We start from the raw sequence: 12620 nt of genomic DNA on the forward strand, positions 1-12620 counted from the left end.
GAGCCCGAAAAGCTCGTGGGCCTTCGGCGAGCAGGCGTTGGGCGAGGCGCAGCCACTCCTGCAGCAAAGCAAGGGCAGAGTTGGGCGACAAGATACGCATCTCTCAACTTGACGGCGATTGCACTTGCCTGAACATGGTGCGCGCGGATCGAACGAACTCTAGCGCGCTCTCATGCTGTGGGTTGGGCCACGCGCCCCACCACTTGATCGCTCGGGTAGCGTCATCGTCCGTCGCGGCCTCCACCACCAACCGCATCTCGCCAAGGATCGCCCCTCGACGCGGGTCGTCCGGGCACAGCGGGTCGTAGATTTCGACCAGCCGGCCGGAGTGTCCGCGCCGGCGGCGGCCTTGGGCCAGCTTCACCGCGTGTTGTCCAGTGCGAGAAAGCAAGCGCCACTTTTCGCAGAGCTCGTATGCCGAATCATCTGCTTTCCCGCCATAGCTCCAACTACCGTCCGGGAACCGCACAACCGTCCACAGTTGTTCTTTCATACCACTAACTCCTTTGAATCAAGATCAACGCCGAAAGCAGGCTCTTCAATGCGCGTTTGCGCGTGGGGCGCGCCTGCCTGCGGCTGGGCGAGCAGGAACCGCGCCTCGTCGACGAGCTGGGCCAACATTCCGGCGCCAATCTCGCCTGCGTCGCAATTCAGGTCTGCCACGCGCTGCAGAAGCGCCTTGACTGGATTCTCGTCGGCCACGCCGCTGAAGGCTTCGCCATGCCCGGACACAGCCCTGCCCAGCTGGGCGTTCATCCAGGCAGCGTAGAGCGCCGGCGCCTCGGGCACGACGAACACAGGGGCTCTTACCCAGCCGTCTACCTTGCTACTCACCCAGGCGCTTTCAAAGAGGCGGTCCACCTGACGCTCAGAGAACCCTTCGCCCACCAGGTCCCGCGCCGAACTCGGGCTATCGAAGGCTTCATCCAGCTCCTGGTATGCGGCAGGGAACATCGCATGCAGGGCGCCTTTGATCGCAAGATGCGCAGCGTCTCGGCCGTCCGCGCTCACGAAGATTGTGAATGGCTCGCCGCCTACGCCTGCAGGCAACGGCTCAACCTGGGCTCGCCATAGGTTGCCCCAGCCTTGCGGCAAGGTCTGGAGATCGGGGCCTGGATTGCTTGCGGGCATGGGCTTTCCTATGTGGGCGGGCGCATCACGCCGCGTTCAAGATTGAGCTGAACAGGCAGGCGCCATTGGCCTTGCCATTGACGCACTTGGCGTTGCCCTCTTGGCGTGAGGGAAGCGACTTGTATTCGATCTTACGCATTACCGGCAAGGTTGCGCCGCCAAGGTTGCCACCCGCATGGCCGACCAGCGTCTGGTAGACATCGTAGGGAATCACCTTGACGCCTGGCCAGCGCGCTGCAAACGCCTTGTTTGGCATGCCGTGCGGCGCCGTGAGCGCCACCGCGTCGCCGGCCACATCGCTGAAGTATTTGATGTTGGCCATCCTGCACCTCTTTTCGGTGGCGCGTCTTGCCGGGCGGCAATGCACGATCATTACTTTAATCGTTATTTTTATAACGTGTCAATATTGGTTATTGACATATGGCGCAATATGTCAAGTTTCAATGGCCTACCCTTTTGCTAAGCGAGAGGCCTCCAAAAGGGTGGATTTTGGACAGTGGCCGCCTGGCAATCAGGTGGCCCCGAGGCCAGTGTCGAACGCCACCCAAGTTGGGATTTACGTCATCCAGTTTGGGAATCGAGAATTTCCGATATACAAGCACTGGCGCGGCCTCTGACCAGGTTTTGCCTCTAAAGGTCCGATTTTGGGTGTTGATCGCAGGGTGACCCGCCCTTCTTTACAGAACGAAGCCTGCGCCAGTCGCTGGCTACTCGAGGCGCCTGGCCGGGCACGCCGCGCCGGTCCGGTGCGGGCACGCGTCTTCCCGTTCACGTTGCGCGTCAACTTGGACAGTCGATCCGCTACCGATGCCTCCGACCTGGTGGCGCTGCAACCACACCACAACGGCCTGGTCGCCTGCCAGCGAACAGCGCAGGCGACGCTTTTCAGGGCTGCTATTGATATGAAACATCGAGGTAACTCCAAATGAAAGGAGGACTCATCGTGCAGTCACGACCGCGGGAGCGACCAAATAAAAACGCCGATCAGCTCGAAAGCTGGTCGGCGTCGCACAGCGGGGGAAACCCACCGTAGAGGTGGCCTTATTTTTCCTTGGAGATGCGCTTCCGTCAAGCGGCCATCGATAGATTTCACCGCCGAGGTTTGCGACTGGCGCGCGACTTCCACCAGCACGCCCTGGCGGCCTCCCTGCACGTGCCGGCCGCGCCGCTGTCGACGACCGTCTGCTCGCCCTGGCGGGCTTCCTGCTAGTGCCGCGGCGGCCGCCGGCGTCGCCTCGAAAATTCACGCATCTTCTTTCGACAAGAATTGGGTCGAGCAATTGGCGACGACCGCGGCCGCCAGCTCCGGCGAAGCGTTCTGCACCGTGGCCACATCCGCGGAGGCCGTCACCTCGAGCGCCCGCATTTGGCTATACACCTCAGCCCAAATGGGCGCGAGATGGATGATCGTGTTGACTGCGTGCCGCTGCTGCAGGTCCTCCAGCCGGTCCTTCAAGTGCACCAGGTCTTCCTTGTCGAACACCATGAATTCCTGAAAGGGGTGCCAGGTCAGAACCAGTTCATCAGACGGTCGACGGCCCTGAAAAATTCGGCGCACTTCCAAGTTCGAGGCAATGCTGTTCGCCGAGGCAAAGTCCAAGCCCGCGTCCATCAACAGCTTGGCCAACCGCATCAGGCACAGGTCCACCACCCCGAAGTGGGGCGTTTAAAGGTTGGGGCTACACGAGCAAGGCAAAGGAACTTCTCCTGCGCCGCAACCAAAAGGACCACATCAATGCCCCTCCAACCTCAAACTGTTGTTCAACGCCTGGTAGCCGCTGCTGGCGCCGTGCTGCTGGCGCTGGCCGTAGCCTGCACCATTAACTTGCCGCCGACGCGGCACGAAGACTATCCGCTGCCGCGCGTGCAGGCGGCGTCACCGGCCCACATGGCGCCTGAATGACGCCGGCGCCGGCTTGGTCGGCGCACCCGCCCTTTGCAACCCACGCCCGCGCCCAGCGCGGGCTACCTGGTGCTGCCCTGCAACGCTTCCTCTGCCCAGTGTAGGAATGTCGGCGCCGTCATGGTGTACATGCGTCTCACATCAACCGGCCTGTGGCTTCGCGAATGCGGCAACATCGCAAAATCCCGATTTAGATGAAGTTTTCCTCGCAAAATCCCAACTTGAGTGACTCGACGAGACCAACGTCAATGACGCACTTTTCACAGGGTATTGATTTGACGGTGATGCCGTCCCCTCGCATGCTGAACGTCGACATCCTCCGCCTGTCCGCCCTGGCGGCCATGCTGCTTTTGGCCGTGCAGCTGACGGTCATGCCACCCGCTGGCGCACCTGGCCTACGGCCCCCGGTTGTGGCGCCCGTCGCCGCGCTATCCCGCAAACTGGACGGACACCTGGGCGCTGAGCGCGCGCCGGGCCCGCCCAACAAAAATCCTCCTTTCGGGGGCTTCTTGGCGACGTAGCTGGATGGGCCTGCTTGGCCACCTGGTGGGGTCCCAGTCTGGATGCCGGCCGGCGACGGCAGCTCGCCTGCGCCGACCGGCGCCATCGGTCGGCGCTGGCGTCCAGGGCATCCTGCAGCGCCTTTATCGCTTGTTGCAGCTTCTGGGCCAGGTGCTTGCGCTCATCCGGCGACGCGTTGGTGCCGCGGCCGCCTCAAAGACGCGGTTAGCTAGCCCGCTGTTGACCACTTGGCCGCTCTCCCCTACCGCCTCTGAGGCGAAAAGGGAGACTATTGCTCATGCCTTTTTCCTGCTCCACCCATTTGCTTGGTCTGGCGCCCCCTTGTTGATGATGACAGTGCTGCTGGCACTCGCTCCACCCGCGAACGCGCTCGGCCCGCGCCCCCAGGCCCCAGGCGCAGCCAGTCAGTGGGCGATCGCGGGGTTCACCGCGCGTCAGGTACCTGAACGCTACCCAGCGGAGCGCCGTTGCGGTACCGCCAGGACTGAATTGATTGCTTAGACTGTCGCTATCGATATTCCTATTGGTGCCCCCATGGCCAGTCCGTCGCAAATCGCACAACATGCTTGTGAACAGATCCTGATAGAGGATCGGCGCTACAACATCGAGCACAATATTTGGCCGAGTCAGGTGATCGTGGTGGACCGGCTTCTAAGCCGACGCTACGAGTTGCTGAAAGCCTACGAAGAGCTGCATATAAAACTACACCGCGATCCAAGGGCTCTTAGGGCATTCTTCGACGTATTGCTGGGTGCGGCCGCGCTCTGGAACCCTGAGAAAATCGCTGGGGCGCGGGCTGCTAGGAACGAATTGATCGCGACTAATGCCGACATTGCGCTCAAAGCCGCTGAGTTGTCGAAATTGCTACGACAGCGCGAGCACCTGCACAACACATCCGGTTTCATCAGCGACACCTACTATCACGTGATGGACATCGTTGCTGCCGCCGGCGAGAGGAACCATCTATTTCAATCACACGTTCAGAAACCCCTGGACGCATTGCGGGGTAGTTTTGATCTGAAGTACTGGCCATGCCTGGCGGACATCATAGAAGCAATCGCGTGCGACGCCCAGTACGCAGCTGCCCGCGCCCCAGATCCGGTGACGGCCGCCGCCACCGCGGCACGCCGGTCCTCGCTAGTCGATTTCTTCAAGGCGTGGTTCACAGGCCTTGAAAGGAATCGCGTGTTACCCCTACATGTCAATTTATCCGACGCTACGCTCGCTGCACTGGTTAACTGCGCTTTGGACTTTTCGCCTGACGACTCGGTGGACGGACCGTACGTGAAACGGCTCCGACAGGGCATCCGTCAGCAGCAGGCAGCTGCCAAAGCGCCCCGCAGCGTCGGGGACTCCTGCTCCTCCTACTGAGTAGATTTGGCCATATCTCCCGTGGCGGCTCTACGGCGCTGCGCCGGCGCGTTGGGACTGGAAGGCCTGTTCAAGTCCGGCTGCTTCGTGAACTGCTTGAGACTGCGTGGCCATCAGCAAATGCGCGCTGGCCAGCGCTCGGTCGGGCGCCTGCCGGCAATAGCGTGGAGAGGGCGTAAATCGCGTTCAGGCAGGCGGCGGTCTACATTTGGCGCTTGCGCAGTTTAGCCATACTGGTCTTCAGTTATGGGGTGCCATTGCTCCATCTCGACATGCCGCCCTCCCCCTGGGGTCCTCCGCTCCAGCACCTGGGTCGCAGCTCCATCCCGAGGAATCCCGAGGAGGGTTGGCTCAGTACAAGCCGTAGAGTATGTGCGCAATGGTCCAATGTGCGTCGCCGGCCTAGCTGGGAGGCTATTACCAGGCAGCGGGCAGCGGGACACTGAAACTCCGCCAAACTCGCGCCAACCAGGCCGTGTCTGTTGTCTTTTCGAAGCCGCTTCTCGCGGAGTCAATGAAGAGCTTTTGCGATCAGATGCTTCGGCCGCTCGAGGCGCGCGATGCGGGGCGACAGTAGGTGTTGGGGGATCGCGCGCCGTCGAGTTTGAGAAAGCCTTCACCCAACGCCATTGCGACGTCTCAGCGGCTCTTAATGCTAGCCAATGACATTCGAGGGCGTTAACCGGCAACGAACGTAGGTGATTGTTGTTCGTCTGGTCCTACTTAAAGCCATAAGCATCGACTGTTTGACCTGATGGAATCATCGTTGAGTGTCCCGACTCGGGACACTCCATATTGGAGTCAACCGCCTCAATAGGTTCAGTGGATGCATGGGGATGCTCGGCCCCTGTGTCCCGACTCGGGACACCCATTCTCCTCGCATCATCGGCCCAATGCCTTGAGCGTTCTGATGAAGCAGAACGCCCCATCGGAGTAAACCGATCGCTTCCAGCGCTTCGCCAACGGTGTGTGGTGCTAAATGTCCCGAGTCGGGACAGCCTTGCAGCAAAGCGGGTAAACCAACAGCAGGACCAAAGCAGCAGATGCGATAGACAGCCACAAAAAAACCCCGCATGGGCGGGGTTTCGGCACAAATGCAGAGCTGGGGTCTAGTCCTTCGGGAAAAGCCCTTCCATGAAGTCAGCAATTCGCTTCTCCATTTCTTCGTCCACGACGTCGTTTCGCAGGCGAATCATCAAGTGGCGTTCATCACGACGAATATCTCCGGCCTTGCTTCCCTCACGGTAGAACATTCGCACATGAGCCGCCCGTCCAGTCCGCGTTGTCGAAACAGCATTCCGTGCTGCCGCATTGAGGTCGATCTTCCGTGCGACATCGGCCTGGTCAAGCTCCCCTTGCTTCAGCGAAGTCCACAACTCCTGCAGAATCTCAGTCGTGCCGTCACCACCACGCTTCATCGCAGCCGCAATGTCCTCTGCGGCCGTAGCACCCAGCAATTTCGGGCGCTCTTCGAGGTCATTCTGAATGAACTTGGGCAATTTCTGGAAGGCCATCAGCCGGTACAACTGCGAGCGAGATATCCCGACTGCTTCAGCGACGTCCTTCCTTGTTGGAAAAACCTCTTGGATATTCAAGAGCGATCGACTGATCTCATAGTCGGATAGATCTTCGCGGTGGATATTCTCACTCAGAGCAGTGATGGCCATTTGCTGATCCGAGTAATCAACGATCACTGCATCGACCGTCGGCCTGTCGCGCTGCTTCCGCGACAACCAACGCCGTTCGCCCATCGCGATTTGATAGTGCCCAGAGATCGACGGGTGAGGACGAACGACAATTGGCTGCAATTGCCCATTCGCGTCAATGTTATCCGCGAGATCGTCCAATGCCTCTTGCTCGAAGTATCTCCGAGGTTGCCAGGGATTAGGTTCAATCACGGAAACGGACAGAACGTGCCGCGGGGCCCCAGCTGTGGCCGCAGCCTCCAGCTCCTTAATCCGCTCCTGCGCGATGGCCAATGCTTGTTGGGCAGTGCTCAAGGCAGCGAGTTGCCCAGGGCCGGTGCGAGGCACTCTAGGTACTTCGGGTGATTGCGCCACAGGCGTGGCCGCGGCCCCCTGAACATCGGTTGTCGATCGCATGCTGGCAGTTTTGTCCAGCATCTCTTGTCGAAGGTTGCGCTTCATTTGGATGCCCTCCAATGGTCTGTGTATTGTTCGTCGATCCACTGGCAATACGCAGTCAGCGGCTCTTTCGCGCGGGCCAGCGCACGGTCGTCAACATCGCCTTTCGACAGATCATGGACTGTGCCAAGCCCCAAGCCAATGCTGCTCGCAACTGAGCTCGCCGGCACTTCAATCGTATGCATCCAATCGGCATATGCGCGTTGCGCCCAAGAGCGCACCACTGGAGCTGCAGAAGTAGCTCCCCGATCTACTCGAGAAAGTAGAACTGAAATGAAATCGAATGTCTTGTCTTCGCCGCGTTCGACGAAGGTAGTGCCCATATCGGAGAACAAACTCCAAAAAGACACAGAGCTCATAAAATCTAGGCTCTCCGGTACAAGCGGCATGATCATGGCGTCTGCGGCCATCAACGCGTTGATCGTCATGTAGGAAAGGGATGGTGCTGAGTCGAGGATGATGTAGTCGTATCGGTCGCGGATATGGTCAAAGCCCTCGCGAAGAACATTCCAAAACCTGAAGGTGCTGTCGCGGGCCGTCATTGCTGGCAAGTGGAACTCAGCAGAAAACAGCGCGGTATGTGCCGGAATGAGGTCGAGGCCATCCCAGTAGGTCGTCTGAATAACAGCCTCAAGGTCTGCGACGTTGCGCTCATAAATGAACGGCAAGATCGTGTGCTCTTCGCGAACGTCTTTCTCCGCGTACAACCCACACAACTCAGTAGCCGATGCTTGAGGATCTAGGTCGACCAAGAGCGTCTTCCTGCCCAACAGGCTAAGGCCCTGCGCAATATTCATTGCTGTCGTGGTCTTAGTGGACCCGCCTTTGAAATTCGCCACAACGGCGACTTTCGCGGCACCAGGCTTCCCAGCGAGAAGAGGAGATGCTTCGATAGCCGACAACTGCTGAACGCATTGGCGAGTTTCGGCCAGGGTGAAGATTCGGCTTCGATTGCCCCTGACCTCTCCTTGGGGAAGGGTGGTGCCCTCCCTGCTTAGCAAGTAGTTGAGCCGAGCCCGATCGATACCGCACAGGTCGGCGACCTGCGCGGAGGTGAAAGTTGGTGGTTTTTTTCGCGGCCGCGGCGCCAGGATTTGCTCTCGCAACTCCTTGGTAACGGTTTCGATACGCCGCGCGAAATCGGCGATCTGGACCAAATTCACTCTGCGGTCAATTTTCACCTGCGGGCCAGTTGCCATCGCATTCTCCATAAAATTAGACACTTTTCCGCGAAGATTATACGCGGTGTCGAATTTCTGAAAAGGCGATATTGCGTCACTAGGAGGCAAACGCGATCGGCGATGCCAACGGGACAATTGCTCGGAGGTGCGACCGAGCAAGCGTGAGGTTGCCTACGGTATGAGTCGCCGCCGGCGAGCAGGTGTGGCGAGGCGAGACGCTACGAAATTCCCGAATTGCATTCGTACGTCGGGATTGCTGTCGAGCAAGCCCACCATGGCCAGAGGTTCGATGCGTAGCTGGAGTGATAGAGTCTTGGCGGGCAAGGACCTGGCAAACTGATCGAACATGTCGGCTTGCAGATTGGCTGGCATCCCCAGATATGCCTCAAAGCCAACCTTCGCTAGGGCTGTCAAACGCGCGGCTTCCTCCTCCCGATGCTTGTCTTGTTCTGCAAGGGATTGGGCGAGTGGCGAAAGGTCCGGGACCGGGAGCTGGGTGTCGGTTGATCCTTTTTTCTCAAGAAATATCTGCGCAGTGCCTAGCGTGTACTCATCGCGAATCGCCTTCATGAGATAGCCGGCGACGTTGCGCTTGACTTTGCCCTGCTGGAGCTGGTGCCTGGTGTAGGCGATCGCATTGTCGATCCGCTTATCGTCCCATTTATCTCGGTTGCTGACGATTTCGTCCAGTTGTGCGCCATTGAGGCCGAATTCGTTGCGCAGGACTTCGTACTGGGCCTTGAGGGCAATCATCGACGCCTGAGGTGCGTCGAAATCGTCTGTCTTTTTGATGTGAAATCGGATACTTCCGACCCGTTTGGATCCGGGAACATTTTTTGTGTCGTAGGACACATTCAGCCCAGTCACCTCGTTGATCTGCGAAACCGCCTTTTCGATCACCCGCTGGCGCATCTTCTTAAATTCGGCGTATTCGTCCGAGGCAAAGCCCCACCACGTTCTGAGTTCCTCCAGAGGGATCCAGCTGGTCATCCCCTTGGAAATGTGCAATTGGAGTCGGTCGAACAGCACTTTGGCGTGTATCGACTTGAAGATGTAGCGCAGGCTTAAAAAGTGACTGGCAGCGGGGCTTTTTATTTCTGCCTGGAGACGATGGTTGATCTCGAAATAGACCTTGCCTCCAGCAATGCCCACGGGGCCTAGCATGGGTATTGAGGCCCAAGGGTCGTCATTTTTTCCCGATGACGATGGTGCCTCGATTTGTACAGCAGCCTTTTGACCTTCGCGCAAGACAGACTGCAGGTGCTTTCGATTGTTGCTGCTATAGCCCATCAGCCACTTGAAAACGTCCAACTCAATCCGGTAGGTCGACTTGTACTCTGGATCTTGAGCTGTGATGAAGTAAAGGACGTCTATTGCACGGCGAGCGGCCAGGCTAAGGTCAACGATGTTGATGAACAGATTGTTCTTGTGGAACCCCACCGAGGCAGGCAGGCTCTCCGCAGTAGCACCATGCTGTTCAAGCTCACTGAACAACGAGATGGCAAGCTGCATAGCTTTGCCGTCATTTTTCGGTTGCGTGTCTGGCGCCTGGTCAGACTTGTCGACTGGGGTGATCATGGTCGGTGGGGGTTTGCGGATTGCTGCGAGTATCGTAGCTCTAAGGTATCGAGTCAAAACAATTCTGGGTACTTTTCGCTAGGCGTAGCACGGAGCTTTGGGTGGGTTTTTCTCCGTCAGTAGGTTTTTAATATATACAGACCCACCAACAAACAGGGATGCAAGATCTCTTGTTTTTCAAACACTTAGTTGGCGAAGGTGCCTCACACCGTACTCAAAGCGCCCTGTATTGTTGGGAAAGGTACCTAAAAATGTGTCTAGGTCCATGGCTTTGTCCCGGCAAGGTGCCTGAATATGTCCGAAGACGGATTCAAGGTACCCGATTTTGTTCAAACTGCCCGCAAAGCCGCATGGATAAAGGAGATAGAGCCTTTTCTTCCTCCAGAAAAGTGCCCTTTATTGTTGTATTGGCGAGCCAAGGTACCCTTTTTTGATGGGGATAACATCTACGCTCTTTCGCCCCTGCTATCAACCGGTCTTGCACACCAAAAGTGCCCGGATTTGTACTGCATATCGTGCCTGTGGAACGAAGGTGCCCAGATTTGTACCCAAAGCGACAAGTCAGATCGGTGTACCGAGTCGGGACACATTTGCATATCGGGCACTTTTAGTCACTTTGGATCGTGACGACTGGCAAGTGGCTGGAATCACTCTGCGACCTGCGATGGGCTGAGCATTTCGGAGCCAAACATCGAACAAATCTGGGTACCTTTCCAGACCATTGAAGACGGCCGTGGGTAAAAGGACCAGAACGGCAGTGAGCCAAACTCAAAATTGGGGTTCTATCCTCTTGCCCAACCAGTCCATCCCAGGATCCGCACAAAACTGGGTACCTTTCACGGGCATACACGGCCAATGAATGACGCTGAATGGCAGTCGATGGAAGCCAATAACAATTCTGGGTACTTTGTTCGATGTCGTCGAACCGACTCGTAGCACCGAAGCGAGTCGTGGCGTGATCCTAGTTGCCGCGCCAAAAAAAGGCGCCGCTTTCGCGGCGCCATGTTCTCTGAACAGAAACCAACAGCCAGAAGCTTCAGCGTGGCCGCGTGCGGTCTTCACGCGCCGACTTACTCGTCTGGGCGATGACCTTGTCAAAGGTGGCCGACCGAACGTCAGCGTGGATCTCCGTTTGCGCTCGCCGGCGCTGCAATGTCCCGTCGCGTAAGGCTTCGAACAGCCGTTCGCTAATTCTGGCGCTCTGGTTGCGCGGTGCCTCACCGACAACGCGTCGGGCCCACTGTCCAAGCGCCTGAAATGCATTCTCGATTTTTTTGAATAGGCGACCGACGGTCTTGTCCAGACCGGTCCGCCCCTCGAACTCATGTGCTCGCTCATCGAAATGGAAGCGTTGCTCTCGCCAAAGAGAGAATGCGTGCGCCGCGGCTTCATCAGCATCCGAGCACTGCGAGATCGCCTGCGGCGACATGCGCGCGGCGACCATGGCCGTGCGCACCCGACTGTTCAGCGGACTCCCATCTTCGAACGCATCGCGGATGGATGCCGCCTCATGGGCTGACATCAACTGCTTCGAAGCATAGTGGAAGGCCTCATGGCTGAACGCTCTAGCGGCGCTTCGGGTCCGGGTCGATATCTCGATGAGATTCGAGAGCTGGCGAGCAGCTGCTTCCTCTTCCTCGCCATTAGCTGCGCGAATGATTTTTCCGACCAACCGCACAGAAACGGTGCTGCCCAGCATCTCCCGGGCCTCGCGGATCATCTCGCTGTGGGACATATCCTGGCCAAGTGCCAACGTCGACCTGGGAAGCAGGTCCAAGCTATACATAGGCTGTGCCGCTTGGAGCTTCGCCCGCACTTCGGTGGTCATGGGGAAGTAGGGCAGGGAATGTATGGCACCGTTCTTGAACTGGACGTCAGCGGCACGTACTGAAACGCCAGTACCCTTGAGCGCCTTGTTGGCGAGCGTGGGAAGCACTCCCAGATAGAAATCATCAAGTCCATCATCTATGTTGGCTCCGACTCTTCCTCCGTTGCGAAGGCTCGCATTGATCCAAGCAACACCTTGGATCCGGGGGTCATCCGCCGCACGCTGCATCAAGCGACGTATCACCAGGCCGGCCCAGCTGTCAGTGTGTTTGATGAACGGTCCGTCTGGAATTCTTCCCGACGGACCCGACAGCCGTCGGCGTTGCGCCCAGTCTGATTGGATCTCATCAATGAAGAAGAGATCGTCCCGGCGCGACGTCCGGGCGTGGGCCAGCAGATTCTTGATCTTGGTACCGGTTGTAGGATCGATCACGCCCGAAAAATGGTGGTGGTCGAAGTCGGGCACGGATTCCCTGCTGGCCAACAAAGCGCGTCGCTCGTGGTCGAGCTGAAAAACCAGCTGAGGGTCCTGGATGAGTCGTTCATGGTTGAAGTCCAGATCCTCGAGCTCGTACCGAATCTCGTCCAACCGGTCTTCGATGTTGTTACGCGGCGAGTTTAAGCAGTAGAGCGTTTCCTGGTACTCGTCGTAGCCTGGCACAACGTAGCTGCGGAAATGTGCCGCTCGGAGGTCAATTTCCTTGATGGTTGGACGCAGCGCCAGCTTGTTGAGCAAGGCATCACGGCCGATGGGATGGTTGCCTTGGGAGGCCAGCCACTCCAAGACACCGGCCTCCTCAATTTCCCGCTGCTTGACCCCCTTCTGCGTTAGGCCCCGGAGAGTGCTGATCCATTGGCTTGCCGGCGCTCGCGGCTGCAGATCGCGGATCTTGTCGGCCAAGACGCTCGTCAAGCGCGGGTGGACATCGGAATTCAGATAGCGGTAGTGTGGGGCGGTCATTC

The 12620-nt window shown here is 58.2% G+C and carries 10 protein-coding genes; 2 read left to right on the top strand and 8 right to left on the bottom strand.

Annotation, left to right across the window (positions count from 1 at the left end):
- Nucleotides 1-103: 103 nt before the first annotated feature.
- From U858_RS34045 to U858_RS0130485, 4 genes are all read right to left on the bottom strand, one after another.
- Complete coding sequence (locus tag U858_RS34045) at nucleotides 104-493, bottom strand: hypothetical protein (protein WP_025140891.1); 390 nt, start codon at nucleotides 491-493, stop codon at nucleotides 104-106.
- Complete coding sequence (locus U858_RS0130475; RefSeq protein ID WP_025140892.1) at nucleotides 490-1131, bottom strand: hypothetical protein; 642 nt, start codon at nucleotides 1129-1131, stop codon at nucleotides 490-492. The genes U858_RS34045 and U858_RS0130475 overlap by 4 nt, the downstream gene beginning before the upstream one ends.
- A 25-nt stretch (nucleotides 1132-1156) precedes the next feature.
- Complete coding sequence (locus tag U858_RS0130480; RefSeq protein ID WP_025140893.1) at nucleotides 1157-1453, bottom strand: hypothetical protein; 297 nt, start codon at nucleotides 1451-1453, stop codon at nucleotides 1157-1159.
- Between the two features lie 921 nt (nucleotides 1454-2374).
- Entirely contained in the window at nucleotides 2375-2764 is a 390-nt protein-coding gene (locus U858_RS0130485) for a hypothetical protein (protein ID WP_157838880.1), read from the bottom strand.
- Nucleotides 2765-2866: 102 nt separating this feature from the next.
- Between U858_RS0130485 and U858_RS35815 the strand changes: the two genes are divergently transcribed.
- Together U858_RS35815 and U858_RS0130505 are read left to right on the top strand one after the other, a co-directional pair.
- Nucleotides 2867-3034, top strand: a complete 168-nt coding sequence (locus tag U858_RS35815; RefSeq protein WP_156333525.1) for a hypothetical protein — start codon at nucleotides 2867-2869, stop codon at nucleotides 3032-3034.
- Nucleotides 3035-4090: 1056 nt separating this feature from the next.
- A complete protein-coding gene (locus tag U858_RS0130505; RefSeq protein ID WP_025140897.1) occupies nucleotides 4091-4927 on the top strand; it encodes a hypothetical protein in 837 nt (278 codons plus the stop codon).
- Between the two features lie 1109 nt (nucleotides 4928-6036).
- Here U858_RS0130505 and U858_RS0130510 read toward each other — a convergent pair.
- The 4 genes from U858_RS0130510 to U858_RS0130525 all read right to left on the bottom strand — a co-directional run bounded on the left by U858_RS0130510 (nucleotide 6037) and on the right by U858_RS0130525 (nucleotide 12618).
- A complete protein-coding gene (locus U858_RS0130510) occupies nucleotides 6037-7074 on the bottom strand; it encodes a ParB/RepB/Spo0J family partition protein (RefSeq protein ID WP_081821781.1) in 1038 nt (345 codons plus the stop codon).
- Entirely contained in the window at nucleotides 7071-8270 is a 1200-nt protein-coding gene (locus U858_RS0130515) for a ParA family protein (protein WP_025140899.1), read from the bottom strand. The genes U858_RS0130510 and U858_RS0130515 overlap by 4 nt, the downstream gene beginning before the upstream one ends.
- 153 nt (nucleotides 8271-8423) lie before the next feature.
- Nucleotides 8424-9830 (bottom strand): replication initiation protein, encoded by a 1407-nt coding sequence (locus U858_RS0130520; RefSeq protein WP_025140900.1) that lies wholly within the window; start codon nucleotides 9828-9830, stop codon nucleotides 8424-8426.
- A 1036-nt stretch (nucleotides 9831-10866) separates the two neighbouring features.
- Entirely contained in the window at nucleotides 10867-12618 is a 1752-nt protein-coding gene (locus U858_RS0130525; protein ID WP_025140901.1) for a hypothetical protein, read from the bottom strand.
- Nucleotides 12619-12620: the final 2 nt, after the last annotated feature.

The organism is Achromobacter sp. DH1f (assembly GCF_000633435.1).
Taxonomy (GTDB): domain Bacteria; phylum Pseudomonadota; class Gammaproteobacteria; order Burkholderiales; family Burkholderiaceae_B; genus Achromobacter; species Achromobacter deleyi.